General features: G+C 61.6%; 21 protein-coding genes. 11 read left to right on the top strand and 10 right to left on the bottom strand.

The features are described 5' to 3' along the window. From sufD to JSO19_RS00210, 5 genes are all read left to right on the top strand, one after another. The coding region (gene sufD / locus JSO19_RS00190; RefSeq protein ID WP_270909044.1) for a Fe-S cluster assembly protein SufD at positions 1–1,127 on the top strand (1,127 nt) is incomplete at its 5' end. Then, positions 1,127–1,456 carry a non-heme iron oxygenase ferredoxin subunit gene (locus tag JSO19_RS00195; protein WP_270909045.1) on the top strand — a complete coding sequence of 110 codons (330 nt, stop codon included), beginning with the start codon at positions 1,127–1,129 and terminating at the stop codon, positions 1,454–1,456. The genes sufD and JSO19_RS00195, both read left to right, overlap by 1 nt. Next, on the top strand, positions 1,456–2,211 hold the full coding sequence (sufC, locus tag JSO19_RS00200) for a Fe-S cluster assembly ATPase SufC (protein WP_270909046.1): 756 nt from the start codon (positions 1,456–1,458) through the stop codon (positions 2,209–2,211). Before JSO19_RS00195 ends, sufC begins: the two co-directional genes overlap by 1 nt. Before the next feature lie 20 nt (positions 2,212–2,231). Continuing rightward, positions 2,232–2,570: a metal-sulfur cluster assembly factor gene (locus JSO19_RS00205; RefSeq protein WP_217132257.1), complete on the top strand. Its 339-nt coding sequence runs from the start codon at positions 2,232–2,234 to the stop codon at positions 2,568–2,570. A gap of 205 nt (positions 2,571–2,775) precedes the next feature. Beyond that, positions 2,776–4,374, top strand: a complete 1,599-nt coding sequence (locus JSO19_RS00210; RefSeq protein WP_270909047.1) for an ABC-F family ATP-binding cassette domain-containing protein — start codon at positions 2,776–2,778, stop codon at positions 4,372–4,374. Between the two features lie 14 nt (positions 4,375–4,388). On the opposite strand, the gene JSO19_RS00215 is transcribed toward JSO19_RS00210, so the two are convergent. The 5 genes from JSO19_RS00215 to JSO19_RS00235 all read right to left on the bottom strand — a co-directional run bounded on the left by JSO19_RS00215 (position 4,389) and on the right by JSO19_RS00235 (position 8,037). Next, a complete protein-coding gene (locus JSO19_RS00215; RefSeq protein WP_270909048.1) occupies positions 4,389–5,300 on the bottom strand; it encodes a hypothetical protein in 912 nt (303 codons plus the stop codon). Further along, positions 5,297–6,358, bottom strand: coding sequence for a hypothetical protein (locus tag JSO19_RS00220; protein ID WP_270909049.1), 1,062 nt, complete (start codon positions 6,356–6,358; stop codon positions 5,297–5,299). Before JSO19_RS00220 ends, JSO19_RS00215 begins: the two co-directional genes overlap by 4 nt. Before the next feature lie 88 nt (positions 6,359–6,446). Then, complete coding sequence (locus tag JSO19_RS00225) at positions 6,447–7,328, bottom strand: SURF1 family cytochrome oxidase biogenesis protein (RefSeq protein ID WP_270909050.1); 882 nt, start codon at positions 7,326–7,328, stop codon at positions 6,447–6,449. Between the two features lie 8 nt (positions 7,329–7,336). Beyond that, the gene (locus JSO19_RS00230) at positions 7,337–7,558 is read right to left on the bottom strand and encodes a hypothetical protein (protein ID WP_333734743.1); all 222 of its coding nucleotides are present in this window, start codon (positions 7,556–7,558) and stop codon (positions 7,337–7,339) included. Further along, positions 7,555–8,037 (bottom strand): DUF3099 domain-containing protein, encoded by a 483-nt coding sequence (locus JSO19_RS00235; protein WP_270909051.1) that lies wholly within the window; start codon positions 8,035–8,037, stop codon positions 7,555–7,557. Before JSO19_RS00235 ends, JSO19_RS00230 begins: the two co-directional genes overlap by 4 nt. Before the next feature lie 111 nt (positions 8,038–8,148). Between JSO19_RS00235 and fabG the strand changes: the two genes are divergently transcribed. Further along, positions 8,149–8,859, top strand: a complete 711-nt coding sequence (fabG, locus tag JSO19_RS00240) for a 3-oxoacyl-ACP reductase FabG (protein WP_270909052.1) — start codon at positions 8,149–8,151, stop codon at positions 8,857–8,859. A gap of 75 nt (positions 8,860–8,934) precedes the next feature. Here fabG and serB read toward each other — a convergent pair whose 3' ends face one another. Continuing rightward, the gene (gene serB, locus JSO19_RS00245) at positions 8,935–9,600 is read right to left on the bottom strand and encodes a phosphoserine phosphatase SerB (RefSeq protein WP_270909053.1); all 666 of its coding nucleotides are present in this window, start codon (positions 9,598–9,600) and stop codon (positions 8,935–8,937) included. A 90-nt stretch (positions 9,601–9,690) separates the two neighbouring features. Here serB and JSO19_RS00250 point away from each other — a divergent pair, with 90 nt between their 5' ends. After that, the gene (locus tag JSO19_RS00250; protein WP_217132245.1) at positions 9,691–10,479 is read left to right on the top strand and encodes an ABC transporter ATP-binding protein; all 789 of its coding nucleotides are present in this window, start codon (positions 9,691–9,693) and stop codon (positions 10,477–10,479) included. Positions 10,480–10,563: 84 nt separating this feature from the next. Continuing rightward, positions 10,564–10,812 carry a type B 50S ribosomal protein L31 gene (locus JSO19_RS00255; RefSeq protein WP_217132243.1) on the top strand — a complete coding sequence of 83 codons (249 nt, stop codon included), beginning with the start codon at positions 10,564–10,566 and terminating at the stop codon, positions 10,810–10,812. Between the two features lie 80 nt (positions 10,813–10,892). On the opposite strand, the gene JSO19_RS00260 is transcribed toward JSO19_RS00255, so the two are convergent. Then, positions 10,893–11,591 carry an exonuclease domain-containing protein gene (locus JSO19_RS00260; protein WP_270909054.1) on the bottom strand — a complete coding sequence of 233 codons (699 nt, stop codon included), beginning with the start codon at positions 11,589–11,591 and terminating at the stop codon, positions 10,893–10,895. A gap of 99 nt (positions 11,592–11,690) precedes the next feature. Between JSO19_RS00260 and JSO19_RS00265 the strand changes: the two genes are divergently transcribed. Continuing rightward, positions 11,691–12,557, top strand: coding sequence for an alpha/beta fold hydrolase (locus JSO19_RS00265; protein WP_270909055.1), 867 nt, complete (start codon positions 11,691–11,693; stop codon positions 12,555–12,557). Position 12,558: 1 nt separating this feature from the next. Then, positions 12,559–13,395 carry a TrmH family RNA methyltransferase gene (locus JSO19_RS00270; RefSeq protein ID WP_270909056.1) on the top strand — a complete coding sequence of 279 codons (837 nt, stop codon included), beginning with the start codon at positions 12,559–12,561 and terminating at the stop codon, positions 13,393–13,395. A 153-nt stretch (positions 13,396–13,548) separates the two neighbouring features. On the opposite strand, the gene ilvD is transcribed toward JSO19_RS00270, so the two are convergent. The 3 genes from ilvD to JSO19_RS00285 form a co-directional block, all read right to left on the bottom strand. After that, positions 13,549–15,399: a dihydroxy-acid dehydratase gene (ilvD, locus tag JSO19_RS00275; protein ID WP_270909057.1), complete on the bottom strand. Its 1,851-nt coding sequence runs from the start codon at positions 15,397–15,399 to the stop codon at positions 13,549–13,551. A gap of 84 nt (positions 15,400–15,483) precedes the next feature. After that, positions 15,484–15,936: a hypothetical protein gene (locus tag JSO19_RS00280; protein ID WP_270909058.1), complete on the bottom strand. Its 453-nt coding sequence runs from the start codon at positions 15,934–15,936 to the stop codon at positions 15,484–15,486. Positions 15,937–16,044: 108 nt separating this feature from the next. After that, positions 16,045–16,803: an SDR family NAD(P)-dependent oxidoreductase gene (locus JSO19_RS00285; RefSeq protein WP_270909059.1), complete on the bottom strand. Its 759-nt coding sequence runs from the start codon at positions 16,801–16,803 to the stop codon at positions 16,045–16,047. Positions 16,804–17,031: 228 nt separating this feature from the next. Here JSO19_RS00285 and JSO19_RS00290 point away from each other — a divergent pair, with 228 nt between their 5' ends. Next, positions 17,032–17,433, top strand: coding sequence for a hypothetical protein (locus JSO19_RS00290; RefSeq protein WP_270909060.1), 402 nt, complete (start codon positions 17,032–17,034; stop codon positions 17,431–17,433). Positions 17,434–17,513: the final 80 nt, after the last annotated feature.

Genomic DNA, 17,513 nt, shown 5'->3' on the forward strand with positions numbered 1-17,513 from the left:
ACTGGGATCATGCCGTACCGGTTCAGACTCGTTCAGACCGTTTTAAGTCGACCAACGTTGCTGACTTTCCAGAGGTAAAGGGCCGCGAGGTCAACTGGAAATTCACGCCGATCGACACGATTAGCGAGCTGCTCACCGGCGAACTCACCGGCGGAGAGTTCGCCGTCGAGGTCTCGGAAGCCGAGGGCCTTCGTACCGAGTGGATCCCGATGGAATCAGAACTCGTCGGGCGCGCAGGTATTCCTGAGGATCGCGCGGCAGCAAACGCGTGGGGCTCGGCGAAGGTCGCGCACCACCTCCTGCTCACGAGCGAGGAGCACCAGACGGTCACCGTGAAGCGCTCGGCGCTCACCAACACTCCGACCGCGGCGCACGTTGTCATTGAGGCAGCACCGCACGCACGTGGCCTCGTGATTCTTGAGAACACCGGCGCAGCGAACCTCAGCGAGAGCGTTGAGATCGTTGTGGGTGACGCAGCAAACCTCACGGTCGTGTCAATTCAGGAGTGGGACGACGAGGCAATCCACCTCGCTAGCCACCACGCCACGGTAGGCCGCGACGCCGAACTGCAGCACATCGTTGTTTCGCTCGGCGGCAAGCTCGTTCGCGTGAACCCCTCGATTCACCTCGACAGCCAGGGCGCCAACGGCGAGAGCTACGGCGCATACTTTGCCGATGCGGGTCAGCACCTCGAGCACCAGGTCTACATGGACCACAATGCACCAAACACTCGCAGCCGCGTTGCCTACAAGGGCGCGCTGCAGGGTGAGGGTGCGCACGCCGTGTGGATCGGTGACGTGCTCATTCGTCGCGTCGCAAGCGGAACCGACAGCTACGAAGAGAACCGTAACCTCACGTTGACCGAGGGCACTCGTGCCGACTCGATCCCGAACCTGGAAATCCAGACCGGCGATATCGCCGGCGCTGGCCACGCATCAACCACCGGCCGCTTTGACGAAGAGCATATCTTCTACCTGCAAAGCCGTGGCATCTCTGAAGACGAGGCACGCAAGCTCGTTGTACGCGGATTCCTCTTTGAGGTTATCCAGCGCATTGGCAACGAGCAGGTTGAGTCTCGCTTGCAGCAGGCGATTGACGCCGAGCTTGAACAGAGTGTGCTTGCGTAATGGCTCGCGAATTTGCCATTGCAGTAGATGAGCTACAGCAAGACCAAGCGGTGCGCGTCGTGATCGACGGCGTACCGGTAGCCATCGTCAAAGACGGGCAGGGAGAGATCCACGCTATCGGCGACACCTGCAGTCACGGCGCGGTCAGCCTGGCAGAGGGATTTGTAGAGGGTGACACCCTCGAGTGCTGGGCACACGGCTCAGCTTTCTCCCTGAAGACCGGTATTCCAGAAAACCTTCCGGCGTTCGAGCCGGTGCCAGTTTTCGTCGTAGAGATCGAAGACGGCAACGTATACATTGACCCCACAGTTACGAAAGTAGTGAAGTAATGAGTTCAGTTCTTGAAATCAAAGATCTGCGCGTCAGCGTAGATACCGAGCAGGGCACCAAGCAGATTCTCAAGGGTGTAGACCTCACGCTCAAGCAGGGTGAGACTCACGCAATCATGGGCCCCAACGGTTCGGGCAAGTCGACCCTCGCGTACGCAATCGCGGGTCACCCACGCTACAACGTTGAAGGCGGATCGGTTCTTCTCGACGGCGAAGAGGTTCTCGAGATGGACGTCGACGAGCGCGCACAGGCTCGCCTGTTCCTCGCGATGCAGTACCCCATCGAGATCCCTGGCGTGACGAACGCCAACTTCCTGCGCACCGCGAAGACCGCTATTGACGGCGAAGCACCTTCGATCCGCACCTGGATGAAAGAGGTTCAGGGTGCGATGGAGAACCTGCGCATGGACCCTTCGTTCGCGCAGCGTAACGTCAACGAGGGCTTCTCGGGTGGCGAGAAGAAGCGCAACGAGATTCTGCAGATGGAACTCCTGAAGCCGAAGTTCGCTGTTCTCGACGAGACCGACTCTGGCCTCGACGTTGACGCACTGAAGATCGTTTCAGAGGGCGTCAACCGCGCGAAGGCAAACACCGGCGTTGGCATTATGCTTATCACCCACTACACGCGCATTCTGCAGTACATCAAGCCAGACTTCGTGCACGTGTTCGTGAACGGCCGCGTTGCAGAGCAGGGTGGCCCAGAACTCGCGAACCAGCTCGAAGCAGAAGGCTACGATCGCTTCGTGAACGCCTAGTCATCAGGTAGGTTAGAATTATGAGTACGAACATCACTTCGCTTGAACCCGATTTTCGCGACCAAGCTATTGAAGCGCTGAAGAACGTCAGTGACCCCGAGCTCGGGGTCAACATCTACGACCTCGGACTCATTTATGACCTTGGCTTTGATGAAGAAAACGATGCGCTCGTGATCAGCATGACCCTGACGAGTGCTGGCTGCCCGCTCACTGACGTGATCGAGAACGACATCGCTGAATCGCTTGACGGTTTGGTGACTGCGTTCCGCATCAACTGGGTGTGGATGCCGCCGTGGACCCCGGAACGCATCACCGACGATGGTCGTGACATGATGCGCGCCCTCGGGTTCAGCATCTAGGGTTTCGCGCTGAGTTTTCAGGTCAAAACCGCGTTCTGGTTGGGTAAGTCCTGAAGGGAAGCGCGACCGCCTCACAGGAGAGCGGGTGGCATTGTCCACCCGCTCTCCTTGCGTTTTCATGGCCTCTGCACGTTTGTTCACGGGCTAGCGACTAGACTAGTGAGGTTGCCCAAGACGCGATCGACACATATTCAGGAGAATCCACATGATCACCGTGCAAGACCTCGCCATTGACGTCGGCGCGCGCAGACTCATGGAGGGCGTGACCTTTCAGGTCTCAGCCGGCGATAAGATCGGCCTTGTGGGCCGCAACGGCGCTGGGAAAACCACGCTGACGCGCACACTCTCTGGCGAGCTGCAGCCGGCAGAGGGCAACATCACGGTGCGAGGCGAACTCGGGTTCCTGCCGCAGGATCCGCGAACCGGCGACCCTGAGCAGCTCGCGAGGCACCGTATTCTCGATGCGAGGGACCTCGGCACACTTACGAAGAACATTGAGCGTGCCAGCGAGGAAATGTCATCAGACGACCCCAAGCGTGCCGAGCGTGCCATGAAGAAGTTTGCCAACTTGAGCGATCGCTTTCAGACGCTCGGTGGCTACGCTGCCGAGGCCGAGGCGGCTTCAATCGCCCACAACCTCGGGCTGCCCGACCGCATTCTCGATCAGCCGCTGAAGACGCTCTCTGGCGGTCAGCGTCGCCGCATCGAGCTCGCGCGCATTCTCTTCTCTGACGCCGAGACCATGATTCTTGATGAGCCGACGAACCACCTCGACGCCGACTCGATCACTTGGCTTCGCGAGTTCCTGAAGACGTACAAGGGCGGGCTCATCGTCATCTCGCACGATATCGACCTCGTGGGCGAGACTGTGAACAAGGTCTTTTACCTCGACGCGAACCGTCAAGTCATCGACGTCTACAACATGGGCTGGAAGCTGTACCTCAGGCAGCGCGCCGCCGATGAGGAGCGTCGCCGCAAGGAGCGCACGAACGTCGAAAAGAAGGCATCGCAGCTGAAAGAGCAGGCTGCCCGCTTTGGCGCAAAAGCCACGAAGGCCGCGGCCGCACACCAGATGGTCGCCCGTGCCGACAAGATGCTCTCGGGCCTCGACGAGGTGCGCCAGGTCGACCGCGTCGCAAAGCTCCGGTTCCCAGACCCATCGCCATGCGGCAAGACCCCGCTTATGGCCGAGGGGCTCTCGAAGTCGTTCGGCTCACTCGAGATCTTTGCCGGCGTTGATCTCGCCATTGATCGCGGATCAAAAGTGGTCGTCCTGGGCCTCAACGGTGCCGGTAAGACGACGCTCTTGCGGCTTCTCGCTGGCGTCGACGAGCCCGATGCTGGTCACCTCATCAAGGGTCACGGTCTGAAGGTCGGCTACTACGCCCAGGAGCACGAGACGCTTGACGTCAAGGCCAGCGTGTTGCAAAACATGGTTTCGGTATCGCAGCACCTCACTGAGACCGAGGCGCGTAAGATTCTCGGTTCGTTCCTCTTTACCGGCGATGATGTCTACAAGCCGGCTGGGGTGCTCTCGGGCGGCGAGAAGACCCGTCTCGCACTCGCGAAGCTCGTCGTGTCGAGCGCAAACGTGCTCCTGCTCGATGAGCCGACGAACAACCTCGACCCTGCGAGCCGAGAAGAGATTCTCGACGCGCTCGCGCACTTCTCGGGCGCCGTTGTACTCGTCTCGCACGACCCGGGCGCTGTCGAAGCCCTGAACCCCGAGCGCGTGCTCATCATGCCCGAGGGCACCGAAGACCACTGGTCGAAGGAGTACCTCGAGCTTATTGAGTTGGCCTAGGGTTAGCGCTAGCCCTAGGGCTGTGCAATCGCGATCTCGTGCAGTGCCTCATCAAGCGTGCACGTTTCGATCGCTCCAGCTTCGAGGCGACGGCATTCGACACCCGAATCCGTTGTGACGAGAAACCAGTCACCGCCAAAGAGTAGTGCCGGCATCGTGAATTCGCTTCCGGGAACCCGCTCAACCCGCTGCTCATCGCCACGATAGACCGTTACCTCGACTTCACCGTTGGCTGGATACTTGCCGAAGAGATCGAGAGGAATCTTGCCGCTTTCTCCGGGGCCGAGATTGAAGCTCACTGGAACCTCGGGGTTACGCTGCGCAGCCGTATCACCCTTCACGTTAACGTTCGTGGCAACGAGGTCGGGTCGGTCGGCAAGAAGCTTGCCGTAGAAGAGATCGCGCGCGGGAAAGCCTGCCGGGTCGCAGACCACGCGCATGAAGAGTTCGCCCCGTTCGGGTGGTTCAGGGGCCGTCGAACGGATGTCGTTGATCGCCAGCATTGAGCCAGTCGATGCGGTGTTGCGCAGGGTGAGCATGTAGTGCCGGTCAAGAGCAACCGCGTTGGCTTCGAGCCAGGCATGCTGTTCCGCGGTGCACCTTGCACCGGCGGGAAACGCATTTTCGGTGAGCTGAGCCGCAGTGACGGCCCACTCGCTCGTTTCATCGGTGACGGGTTCGAACGACATCTCGAGGTGTGAGAAGTTTGTGGTGTCGCGCGTCACGATTTCAATGGCGGTGATGGTTCCGGTAATCGCGCCAACGACGGCGATCACCCCGCCCACGACCTTGTTGGTCGTACTCCACCCGCGCTTCGTTTTCTTCTTCGGCTCTTGGTGAGGTGCTTCGGACTGGGGAAGTGCTCGGTCAGCTTCTGAAGCTGGTCGAGTGCTGCCCGTGTGTTCTGCATACGCGTCTTTCGTCACGATGCCTCCTGTTGAGCAATCAGTGCCGCCTCGGCCAGCATTTCTGCCACCTCCGCTGTGCTGCAAGCTCTTCGGTCGCTCTCGTCGAAGAAGCCATGTTCATTCGGCTCACCAACGGGGCGTATGCAAAGCATCGAGCCGGCTTCGCCTTCTGGAGCATTATCGACACCGATGTAGTGAATTTTGTAGCCGAGAACCTTTTGCCGTTGGAACACGACATCGTTCGCGAGAACGACGGTTTCATCGCTTCCGTCGAGCACGTCAGCAAGAAAACGCCCTTCATGATTGCGTTGCGTATTGACGTTTCGATCGCGGGTCAGGACAAGCTCGGTAATCTCACCCGGCGCGAGGTTCACTGTGACGGGAGAGCCTTCTGGCTGTGCATCTTCGGCGTATGACGAGAGCACCTCTCCATACACTGCCTCGGTTCCGTCGATGTCGATGTACATCGGCTGCACGCCGCCCGCGGCACCGCGGCCCCCGATTGAGCATTCCAGCGCAACCCATGCCACGCTCTCGGTTTCGGCACCCTCGAAACGTAGGTTGCCGAGCGGCAGCGATCCGCCGGTGTTTGCCGAATTGCGCAGCGTGAGGTTGAACGCGTTGCTGTCAGACATTGAGTCAAAAGGCTTTGCGTGTTCTTCGAGCCAAGCGAACTGTTCGTCGCTGCACTCAAGCCAGACCGACTCAGAATGCTCAGACTGAACGAAATTCGTCGGGAAGGTTTCGAAGGGGGCATCGACCGGTATTTTCCAATCGATTGGCCTGGCGTGCGAAGGCGGTTCCTGAGTCTCGAGCTCACCGACCACGATAGCGTCGGCATACGGGTCGGCAGGTTCGGCGGCCTCGACTGCGAGCGTCTCGCTTCGCGATTCGACACGGGTCGAACGATCGGCAAGGTCAAGAGCAACCGACGCTCCGCCGATAACCATGCCAACGGTCGCGAGGGTTGCGACCGAGATCGTGATGACGCGGGCTCGACGTGATGGCGGTTGCACCCCAAGGGCCGCAGCAACGTCTCGCTCTTCGCCCTGCGAAGGGGGTGGGGCATCGCTCATGGGCGCTCATTCTTTCGTCATCAACTGTCGACTACGAAACGAAGAGTATCACACGAAGAAGCCCTCGGCGAGGGGAAAGAAGGGGAGCCTAAGCGTCGAGAAACGCGTCTTCCTCTTCAGCGTCAGTGAGCTTGCCGGGCTTCTTTGAACCCTTGACCTCTTTACGCGGGTTCGGTTTGCGTTGCGCGTACCGCTGCTCGTGTGTTTCGGGGTTGAGCGAGCGGTGCTCAAGGGTCGCGGCGTACCATGCACCGCAGATCGCAATGAGAATGAAGACGTACCACTGCAGGGCGTACGAGAGGTGCGGGCCTTCGTCGCGTTCGGGGCGGGTGGGCAGCTCGCCGGTTTCTCCAGCGGGGCTTTCGCTCACCACCTGGCCGTATGCGCCGGTATAGGCGGGCTCTGAGAACTCTTTTGCGAGCTCTCCAAGGTCGAGGGAGCCCAGGGTGCGACCTTCGTTGCTGCGGTTCTCGAGTTGGGTTTCGCTTTGCCTGAGTCGAACCGTAACCTCAACGTGGCCGTCGTGAGGCAAGGGGAGAGCCTCAGGGATGCCCTCGCTCGCATTCACCGGGATCCACCCGCGGTCGATAAAGAAGAGGGTACCGTCGTCGAGCTTGAACGGGTGAACGAGAAGCGAGCCAACACCGTCGGAGCCTGCGCGGTTGCGCGCGAGGTATGGTTCACCAAGATACTCGCCAGACATCGTGACCTGCTGCCACTTGTTCTCGTCAATGTCGAATGCATCGAGGTCATCGAGCGCCTCGGTGAGCATGACCGGTGCGGCGTCGTAGTTCGCGTCAATGCGGTTAATCTCGGCGCGAGCCTGGTCCCTTCGGTCAAACTGCCAGTTGCCGAGCAGCACGCAGGCAATCGAAAAGGCAATGATGAGTGCGTAGTAGCCGAGCCAGCGGCGGGAAGTGAGAAACGACCAGCCAGCCGGTTCTAACTCTGGGTTCATCTTCTGGGTCACCGTGCTCCTCAGGCTCCCGTGAACGGTTCGGTTGAAACGGGAAAGTTTCTCGCGCGAAGGAACTCGGCAAGGTAGTCCTCGTGGTCGGCGCAGGCGAGCCACACCTTCGTTCGGGTTTCATCGTGAATCTTGGGGTTGCGCCACATGATGCGGGTCTGCGCAGGCAGCGTGCAGCCAGCCCGTGAACACTGAACAGTCGCCTCGGGATCGCCGAGCATCGAAAGAATCACGACTCGCGCTCCTCGTCAGTGAGGGGTTCGCCGTTCACAGAGTCCTGTGCGTGATCATCCGCATTGCCGACCTCCTGGTCGGCTGCTTCATCGGTTTGGTCGGGTAAGGTGCCCTCGGTATCGCTTTGCGCGGGATCTTCGTGCGGGGTCGAGTGGGCGCGACGATCCGCTGGCTGATCAACGACGATGAGCCGAGGGACTACGGGCTCATCGGGGTCATTGTGCCCCGTGAGCTGTAGCTGGTCGGGCTGCTCTGGCTGCTTGCCGCGGGTATTTGCGGCTTCATTCGCGATGAGTACGGCAAAATACGGTAAGAAAATGGCGCCGACGGCGACGAGTAAAACCCACCAACCGCGCACCCAGATGAGCGAGAGCACGCACGCGAGACGAATCGCCATCATAATGAAGTAGACCTTCATTCGATGGTTGCGATCTTGCTCAGCAGAGACCCCGGCTGACGTTACGTCAAAATCGCGCACCAGAGCCGCCTTTCAGAGCAGAGAAGTAAGGGGATAAACATTCCTCTCTCAACTCTACGCCGATAGGCTGGGCGTGCGCTTATGACCACACCACCAAGGAGTAAAAGCCCTATGACTACACCCCGCACCGTTCTTGTTACGGGAGGCAACCGAGGCATCGGCTACGCCATCGCTCAGCGCATGCTCGCCGAGGGACACCGTGTCGCCGTCACCGTGCGCAGTGGCGAAGGCCCAGCAGGCGCACTGACCGTGACAGCCGACATGGGCGATGCCGAGTCGATCGATGCCGCCTTCACGAAGGTCGAGGCCGAGTACGGCCCAGTTGAGGTCGTCGTCGCTAACGCCGGCATCACGAAAGATACGCTCCTGCTTCGCATGTCAGAAGAAGAGTTCACGAGCGTGATCGACACGAACCTGACGGGCACCTTCCGCGTCGTAAAGCGCGCGTCGAAGGGACTCCTGAAGCAGCGCTTCGGGCGCGTTATTCTGCTCTCGAGCGTCGTTGGTCTCTATGGATCGGCCGGGCAGATCAACTATTCGTCGTCGAAGGCAGCCCTCGTTGGCTTTGCGCGCTCGCTCACTCGCGAGCTCGGGGGCAGGGGCATCACTGCGAACGTCATCGCTCCAGGCTTCATCGAGACCGACATGACCGCCGCTCTCCCAGAGGCGCAGCAGAAGCAGTACCTCTCATCGATTCCCGCGGCGCGCTTTGGCCAGGTTGAAGAGATCGCGGGCGTTGCCGCATGGCTCGCTGGCGATGACGCCGGCTACATCTCGGGCGCCGTCATTCCCGTCGATGGCGGCCTTGGCATGGGGCACTAGCCCGTCGCGATCCAAACGCATGAGGCGTCCCGCATCTGTCTACGATGCGGGACGCCTCATGCGTTGTGTGCTCGGTTACACGCGAGGCAAACGTTCAATAACCTTCGAGAGATCGTCGTCGATCTCGATATCGGCAAACTCACGGACCTTCGGCTTGGCGTTAAAAGCGACCGAGAGGCCCGCGACGCCCATCATGGGAATATCGTTTGCGCCATCGCCGATTGCGACGGTGTTTTCGGGCGCCACACCGTGCGCCTCGGCCCACCGAGTGAGGTAGGCCGCCTTCGCGTTCCCGTCAATGATTTCACCCTCGGTTTCACCCGTGAGCACGCCGCCGTCAACGACGAGGCGATTCGCGCGCCACTCGTCGAGGCCGAGCCGCTCGGCAAGCCCGTCGAGCACCTCATGAAAGCCGCCAGAAACGACACCGACCACGCCGCCCTGCTCGTGCACATGGGCGATGAGCTGCTCGACGCCGGGGGTGAGCCGTACCTGGTCGAGCACCCTCGCAAAAATGCTCTCGTCAACGCCACGCAACGTCGCAACGCGGTGTGTGAGGCTCTCGGCAAAGTCCAGCTCTCCACGCATCGCTCGCTCGGTCACCGCGGCAACCTCGTCACGCGTGCCAGCCGCGTCGGCGATGAGCTCAATAACCTCGTCTTGAATAAGCGTCGAATCGCAGTCGAGTACAACGAGCATCGTGGCGGCAGGCGTAGAAAAGCCCTCTGAAGAAACGTTCATGCCATAAGCCTACTTCTCGTGGGAGTGCTTCTGCGCCACGCCATGAATTCCGAGCGTGCAGAGCACGCGAGAGGGGGTAGTCTTGAAGTCATGAGTACAGTGCTGCAGTTTGACAACGTATCGTTTGTTCGAGACGGTCGCCCGATTCTCGACGAGGTCAACTGGAAGGTTGATGACTCTGAGCGCTGGGTCGTGCTCGGCTCGAATGGTGCGGGCAAAACGACGGCACTGAAGCTCGCAACCGGCCACGAATACCCCACGAAGGGCACCGTCGATATTCTCGATCAGCGGCTCGGTCGAGTCGATGTTTTTGAGCTCCGCACTCGCATTGGCTTCGCTGCCTCGGCTCAGGCCAGGCGCATTCCCGCCGGCGAGACGGTACTCAATACGGTGCTCACGGCCGCGTACGCGGTCGAGGGGCGCTGGAACGAGGAGTACGACGACCTCGATGTGCGCCAGGCACGTCGTGTGCTCGGCGAGTGGAATCTCGACCATCTCGCTGATCGTACGTTCGGCACGCTGAGCGATGGCGAGCGTAAGCGCGTACTCATCGCCCGGGCAACCATGACCGACCCGGAGCTGCTGCTGCTTGATGAGCCGAGCGCGAGTCTCGACCTTGGTTCACGCGAGAATCTCATCTCGATGCTCTCGGGCTACGCCCAGTCGCCCGTGTCGCCCGCGATGATCATGGTGACACACCACGTCGAAGAGGTTCCACCAGGGTTCACGCACGTGCTCATGCTCAACGAGGGCAAGGTGACGGCCCAGGGGCCGATCGCCGAAACGCTCACGGCCGAGAATCTCGAGGCAACGTTCGGCATGCCGTTCCTGCTTGCCGAGCTTCACGGTCGATACCACGCCGTGGCAAAACCGCATTAATGCAAGAAATCTGCTAGAGTAGGTTTTTGGCGAAATCGCAAGAGACTTTCTGCGCTCAGCAGTGACTAACTATTGAGGATCAAAATGAAGACCGAAATCCACCCAGAGTACAAGGCAATCGTGTTCCGCGACCTCGCGTCAGGCACGACCTTTCTGACCCGCTCAACCCTGTCGAGCGACAAGACCATCGAACTTGACGGCGCAACCTACCCGGTCATCGACGTTGAGATCTCGAGCGAGTCACACCCGTTCTACACGGGCAAGCAGCGCATCCTCGACTCGGCTGGCCGCGTCGAGAAGTTCAACAAGCGCTTCAAGGGCTTCGGCGCGTAAGTCACGCCCTCTGCGATACGAAAGGGGCCCGATCCACAGCGGATCGGGCCCCTTTCGTCTACCCTCGAGCCAGTCTATGGCTATCGTTGAAGAGGCCAGCGGCGATCTGCGGTAAAGCTTGGGTCACGCTTTGAACGCATGAACTGCTCGAAGTTCTCGGCCTGCGCTGCTGCCCACGAAACCTGATTCTGGTGCAGCGTATCGAGATCGTCGGGCAGGGAAGAGGCGTACTTCGACGCGATAGCCTGCATCACTTTGCCCGCCGCGATCGCGTCGGCGCCGGCATCGTGGGCCTGCGAGAGGTCAACGCCATAGTGCTCGCTTGCGGCGATCAGCGTGCGCTTGCCCTTTCTGTACCGGTCGAGCTGCTTATCGAGAATGAGCGGATCGAGTACGGGAGTGATCGCCTCGGGAAACGCGATGCCATACCGCTCTGCCTCGTACGAGAGCAACGTCAGATCGTAGGGTGCGTTGAAAATGACGAGCGGAATGCCGCGCGAGAGCATCGCCTGGAGCTGCTCAATGATCTGGCGCACGCCAACGTCGGCCTGCGTGCCGCTTTCGCGCGCCATCTCGGTCGAGATACCGTGCACCTGAAACGCCGGGTCGGGAATCTCGACACCGGGGTCAAGCATCCAGTCGTAGCGCTCGACGACGTCTTCGCCGTTCAGAAGCCCGATGCTCGCGGTGACGATGCGCGAGTGCTGTGTAGAAACGCCAGTCGTCTCGGTGTCGAAAACGGCAATCTGTTCGGCCCAGAGGGGCAGGGAGTCGCGCATGGCAGCCTTTCATGAGTGTGTCTCTAACGATGGTACAAGCAACGGGTGACAGACAGCGCTCACGGGTGTCGTTCGTGCGCGGCTTATACAATAATGAGCATGCTTTCTGGTGTGCGACACGACGTGACTCTGCGGGGGGTTGCGGGTGACCCTCGCACCACCGCCTACTGGGAGTACGGCGATCCCGACGGCGTGCCCCTGCTGCTCGTGCATGGCTTTCGTGGCGACCACCACGGTCTCGAGGGTATCGCGAAGGCGATCACCGGGGCCCGCGTCATCGTGCCCGATCTTCCTGGCTTCGGCGAGAGCGAACGCCTTCCAGTCGAACACGACCTTGCAGGCTACTCGCTCTGGCTGCGTGAGTTTCAGCGCGAGGTGCTGCCAGGCCCATTTGCGTTGCTCGGTCATTCGTTCGGTTCGCTCGTTGTTTCCCGTGCCGTGTCTGACGGGCTTGACCCCCAAACGCTCACCCTCGTGAACCCGATTAGCGCACCAGCGCTCGAGGGGCCGCGAGGCGTTCTGACGAAGCTTGCGATTTTCTACTACAAGGCGGGGGCAAAACTGCCGGCACCCATCGCCGACCAGCTCCTGCGCAACCCCATCATTGTTCGGGTTATGAGTGAGGCCATGGCGAAGACTCGCGATCGTGCACTGCGAGCGTGGATTCATGACCAGCACGCCCGCTATTTCAGCACCTACACCGATCGCGACTCGCTGCTCGAATCGTTCACTGCATCGGTGAGCAACACCGTCACCTCGATGAGCGCCGCGTTCACCATGCCAACCCAAATCATCGCGGGCGAGATTGACGACATCACGCCGCTCGAAGAGCAGTTGCGGCTCGCGAACTCGGTTGGGGCACGCGAGTTTCACGTCATCGCCAGAAGCGGTCACCTCGTGCACTACGAGGCGACGCAAGAAACCGCCGACCTCGTGTCGCGCTTCGTCGCGGGGGAGGCGGCATAACATGCTCATTCACATTGACGATGCGAGCGACGAGCGCCTCAGCGATTACACCTCGCTCACCGATGTTGAGCTTCGCAAGTCACGCGAGGCCGATGAGGGGCTCTACCTGGCCGAGTCGCCCAAGGTGATTCGACGCGCTATCGCGGCGGGCCATCGGCCCCGCTCATTTCTCGTGACCGAGGCGTGGATCGACACGCTTTCCGACGAGATCGCCTTATTTCCTGACGTCCCCGTATACCGCGCGAACGAGGCGACGATCGAGACGCTCACTGGGTTTCATCTGCACCGCGGCGCGATGGTCTCGATGCATCGACCGGCTCCGCGCGATCCGCTCGAGGTCATGCGCGATGCCCGCACGGTCGTCGTGCTTGACGGCCTCGCTGACCACACAAACGTCGGAGCGATTTTTCGCTCGTGCGCATCGCTCGGAGCCGACGCGGTGCTGCTCTCGCCCTCGTGCGCCGATCCGCTGTATCGCCGCGCCGTGCGCGTGAGCATGGGAGCCGTGCTGCAGGTTCCGTGGGCGCGGCTGCCACGCTGGCAGGAGGCGGGCCCGATGCTGCGCGAGGCGGGCTTTCACATCGCGGCGCTCGGGCTCAACGACGATGCCGTCGACCTCAAAGACTTTTGCCGGGACCGGCCCGAGAAGCTCGCGCTCGTGTTCGGCGCCGAGGGGCCCGGGCTCAGCCGCCAGGCGCTTGGCGCGGCCGAGAGCGTCGTGACGATTCCGATGGATCACGGCGTCGATTCGCTGAACGTCGCGACGGCGGCCGCGATCACGCTATGGGCGGTTCGCTCGGCGGCTGGCGGCGAGGCTGGTGAGCCTCGGGCGCTGTAGGGGGTCGCCGTTTCGGCGCGCTCTTGGGGCTTCGCTGGCGTTCGTTCCAGGCTTGACCGACGTTTTGGGCTTCGCCTGCGTTCGTGTTTGCTTTTCGTCAAGTAGAGCTGAAATTCACGAGCAACGGCCGGGAACCGGCAGCGGCACGCCCGCCTAGGGAACGATGCGCACCGCGCCCTTGTCGGCCGACTGCGCGAAGTGCGCGTAGGCGCGCAGCGCATCAGTGACGGGACGCTCGCGGTTCGCGGGCTTGTACCCACCTGAGGCTTCGAGCTCGGCGCGGCGGCGCTCGAGCTCAGCATTATCGACGTCGAGCGTGAGTGAACGCGATGGAATGTCGATCGAGACGGTATCGCCGTCCTTTACGAGCGCGATGAGTCCGCCAGCGGCAGCCTCCGGTGAGATGTGCCCGATCGAGAGCCCCGAGGTGCCGCCCGAGAAGCGACCATCGGTGATGAGCGCGCACTTCTTGCCGAGGCCGCGGCCCTTGAGGAACGAGGTCGGGTGCAGCATCTCTTGCATGCCGGGGCCACCCTTTGGTCCCTCGTAGCGAATGACGACAACGTCGCCCTCGCCGACCTGCTTGTTGAGGATCTTCTCGACCGCTTCTTCTTGGGAGTCGCACACGACGGCCGGGCCCGAAAACTTCCAGATTGATTCGTCAACGCCGGCGGTCTTCACGACCGCACCGTCGACGGCGATGTTGCCGCGCAGCACGGCGAGGCCGCCGTCTTTCGAGTAGGCGTGCTCGACGTCGTGAATGCAACCGCCCGCGACGTCGGTGTCGAGGGTCTCCCACCGCTCAGACTGCGAGAACGCGGTAGACGAGCGAATGCCGCCTGGAGCGGCGTGCCAGAGGTCGATGGCTTCTTCTGAGGCCGTGCCACCGCGCACATCCCACTCGTCAAGCCACTCGCCGAGTGTTTTCGAGTGGATCGTGTGCACGCCCTCGTTGAGCAGGCCTCCGCGACGCAACTCACCAAGCAGTGCGGGAATGCCGCCAGCACGGTGCACGTCTTCCATGTAGTAGGTGCGGCCGTTGGCAACGTTCGGGGCGACCTTCGCGAGGCAAGGAACGCGCCGCGAGACGGCATCGATCTCGTTGAGACCGAAGGGAACCCCGGCCTCGTGCGCCGCTGCGAGCAGGTGCAGAATGGTGTTCGTTGATCCGCCCATGGCAATGTCGAGGGCCATCGCGTTCTCGAAGGCCTCCTGCGTCGCGATGTTGCGGGGAAGGAGTGAGTAGTCATCGTCGTCGTAGTGACGGCGCGTGATGTCAACGATGAGCTCGCCGGCCTTCTCATAGAGGGCGCGGCGGGCGGTGTGGGTCGCGAGCACCGAGCCGTTGCCGGGCAGCGCGAGACCAATCGCCTCGACGAGGCAGTTCATCGAGTTCGCGGTGAACATGCCAGAGCATGAGCCGCACGTGGGGCAGGCCGACTCTTCAATGCGCAAGAGATCTTCGTCTGAGATATTGTCGTTGACCGCGTCTGAGATCGCATCGACGAGGTCGAGGGTGCGCACCATGCCGTTTGCGAGCGTTGCACGACCCGATTCCATGGGGCCGCCCGAGACGAACACCACGGGAATGTTGAGGCGCAACGCCGCGAGCAGCATACCCGGCGTGATCTTGTCGCAGTTCGAGATGCACACGATTGCGTCGGCGCAGTGCGCGTTGACCATGTACTCGACCGAGTCGGCAATGATGTCGCGTGAGGGGAGCGAGTACAGCATGCCGCCGTGACCCATCGCGATGCCATCGTCGACCGCGATCGTGTTGAACTCGCGCGGAATACCGCCAGCCTTCGTGATCGCGTCAGAGACGATGCGGCCGACGGGGGCGAGGTGGGTGTGGCCGGGCACGAACTCGGTGAACGAGTTGGCGACTGCGATGATTGGCTTGCGGCCAATGTCGGCGCCGGGAACGCCGGCGGCACGCAGCAGTGCGCGGGCGCCAGCCATATTGCGGCCATGGGTAACGGTAAATGAGCGGTATGCAGGCATGCCACCTATTTAATCACCGAAATGGGCGCGAGAAGTGCAACAACGCGCACTTCTCAGACAAGTTGCAGTGAGTGCCCCCGGCGACTAATCAGCGAGGCGTGGGTTCTCGAGCGCGACCACGGTGCGGTCACCGAGTGGGGCATCGAGCTTCACGAGCATCGAGGCTTCGCGGCCAAGGTCTGGGCATGCTTCTGGGGCGTCAGGCAAATAGCCTTCGACGATTGCGATGTGCACCTCATCGTTACTTTCGGTGGTCTGCGCGTGGTAGCCGTAACACTCTTCGGTGCCGCCGAGATAAAAGACACGAACGGTGTCGTCGTTCACTTTTTCGTAGCGCTCCCACTCCACAGCTCGCTGGTCGCTCGTGTCGGTGCGCTGCTCATCATCGGCGCCTGAAGCCGACTGCGACGAGCCTGAGCTATTGGCATCGCTCGTGGCCGTGTCGTCACTGACCTGTTCGTGGCCGCACGCGGTGAGGGTGAGCCCGAGTGCGATCAGGGTGCTGAACATCATGAGGTGGGGCTGGCGCTTCTTCATGGTGCGAATGTACCAAGCTTCGGGGCTCCCAGCGCCTCCACGGGGTCTATTCCCAGGTCTAGCACAGTGTTTTCTGAGGCGGATCGGGCCGCAAGCCCCGCACCTCGGTCATCTGCCGCCGGTCACCCCGATCGTCGTGCCGCTAATAAAACTTGCGCCGGGGGAGAGCGCGAATGCGACGGCAGCCGCGACCTCTTCGGGTTCGCCAACGCGGCCCATCGGGTGTCGCCCGGCAGCCCGCTCGAGGCGTCCCTCGTCGCCTGCGTCGGCGTGAATGCGAGTGTTCACGGTGCCGGGGGAGACGCCGACGACTCGCACGCCCTGTGGCGCAAGCTCTGCTGCGAGGCCCTTGGTGAGGGCGTCAACGCCGGCCTTTGCCGCGGCATAGTGCACGTATTCGCCAGGAGCGCCGCTGAGCGCGGCAGCCGACGAAAGGTTGACGAGAACACCGCCCTCGACGAGCACCTGCGCGGCACGCTTCGCGACGAGGAGGGCTGACGTGAGGTTCAGGTCGACAACTCGGCGAATGACGTCGGCCGGCGTATCTGCGAGCGGCCCAATGTGCAGCGTCGCGCCGGCGTTACTCACGACGGCGTCGATGGGGTTGCCACTCGCCACGCCAGCCGCCGCTGCCGCGTCAAAGAGAGCCTCGACCCCCTTGGTGCTCGTGACATCAGAGCGCACCGTCACACACGTTGCGCCAAATGCTTCGACCTCACGTTTCGTTGCGGCGGCTGCCTCATCATCACCGGCGTAACCGAGCACGAGTGTTCTGCCGGGCTCAGCCATGCGAAGCGCGACGGCCCGGCCAATGCCGCGGGTTCCGCCGGTGATGATGATGGTGCGTGGTTGGGTGCTCGGGGTCATGGACCCATTGTAAGTCCTGCGCATTTATGGGCTGACGTAAGCAAGGGAAGAGCCGCAGGAGTGTTGCGCGAGACGATCTTTTGTGAACGTTCACCGTCCTGTACAAATCACCGTCGTGGGTTTATGCTCAAAACGCTGGGATGACACAACACTCAGCCGAGAACGGGGAAGCCGCCACTCTCACGGCGGCACCGTGAGGACACGAGCGCCCGCTCAGAAGGAACACCGATGCCTGTTGCCGCACGTCGTCATTTCGTCACGATGAAAACCTGCGCACTGTATGTCGCAACGGGCCTCGCGATTGGCCTCGGTATTACCGGCGTTGTCTGGTTCACCGAACCAAGCGGTTTCATTGTCTGGGTTGCATTCATGTTGTCGGGCATCGGGGCAATATCACTTGGGCTCGGCTGGGTCTGCGGCGCCGTCATCGCTTGGGCTGCAACGAAACTTGCGATGAATCTTCAGTTGGTGCTTGTTGCACTGACGAGCATCGTGGTTTCTGCCGCCACGGCATTCGCATTGCTCAGCGCGATCCCGTCGAGCCACACCGCGGCTCTCGTTGCCGCTTTTGGGGTTGCGGCGGCAGTGGTAGCGGCAGTGACGACGGTCCAGGCTGCTCGCGCCGAGTAGCGCGGCGTTTGAGCGCACCTTGCACGCGGTTGTAGGGCGACACCCTCTCCGGACGTATTCGTTGATAATATATATTATGT

The organism is Leucobacter sp. UCMA 4100 (genome assembly GCF_027853335.1).
Classification (GTDB): Bacteria; Actinomycetota; Actinomycetes; order Actinomycetales; family Microbacteriaceae; genus Leucobacter_A.

Excerpts from the sequence above, each read along its gene's own strand:
- JSO19_RS00285 (WP_270909059.1), bottom strand. The coding sequence starts at position 16,803 with ATGACCCCGAGCACCCAACCACGCACCATCATCATCACCGGCGGAACC.
- JSO19_RS00250 (WP_217132245.1), top strand. The coding sequence starts at position 9,691 with ATGAGTACAGTGCTGCAGTTTGACAACGTATCGTTTGTTCGAGACGGT.
- JSO19_RS00255 (WP_217132243.1), top strand. The coding sequence starts at position 10,564 with ATGAAGACCGAAATCCACCCAGAGTACAAGGCAATCGTGTTCCGCGAC.
- JSO19_RS00290 (WP_270909060.1), top strand. The coding sequence starts at position 17,032 with ATGCCTGTTGCCGCACGTCGTCATTTCGTCACGATGAAAACCTGCGCA.
- JSO19_RS00205 (WP_217132257.1), top strand. The coding sequence starts at position 2,232 with ATGAGTACGAACATCACTTCGCTTGAACCCGATTTTCGCGACCAAGCT.
- JSO19_RS00195 (WP_270909045.1), top strand. The coding sequence starts at position 1,127 with ATGGCTCGCGAATTTGCCATTGCAGTAGATGAGCTACAGCAAGACCAA.
- ilvD (WP_270909057.1), bottom strand. The coding sequence starts at position 15,399 with ATGCCTGCATACCGCTCATTTACCGTTACCCATGGCCGCAATATGGCT.
- JSO19_RS00265 (WP_270909055.1), top strand. The coding sequence starts at position 11,691 with ATGCTTTCTGGTGTGCGACACGACGTGACTCTGCGGGGGGTTGCGGGT.
- sufC (WP_270909046.1), top strand. The coding sequence starts at position 1,456 with ATGAGTTCAGTTCTTGAAATCAAAGATCTGCGCGTCAGCGTAGATACC.
- fabG (WP_270909052.1), top strand. The coding sequence starts at position 8,149 with ATGACTACACCCCGCACCGTTCTTGTTACGGGAGGCAACCGAGGCATC.
- JSO19_RS00220 (WP_270909049.1), bottom strand. The coding sequence starts at position 6,358 with ATGAGCGATGCCCCACCCCCTTCGCAGGGCGAAGAGCGAGACGTTGCT.
- JSO19_RS00210 (WP_270909047.1), top strand. The coding sequence starts at position 2,776 with ATGATCACCGTGCAAGACCTCGCCATTGACGTCGGCGCGCGCAGACTC.
- serB (WP_270909053.1), bottom strand. The coding sequence starts at position 9,600 with ATGAACGTTTCTTCAGAGGGCTTTTCTACGCCTGCCGCCACGATGCTC.
- JSO19_RS00280 (WP_270909058.1), bottom strand. The coding sequence starts at position 15,936 with ATGAAGAAGCGCCAGCCCCACCTCATGATGTTCAGCACCCTGATCGCA.
- JSO19_RS00260 (WP_270909054.1), bottom strand. The coding sequence starts at position 11,591 with ATGCGCGACTCCCTGCCCCTCTGGGCCGAACAGATTGCCGTTTTCGAC.
- JSO19_RS00270 (WP_270909056.1), top strand. The coding sequence starts at position 12,559 with ATGCTCATTCACATTGACGATGCGAGCGACGAGCGCCTCAGCGATTAC.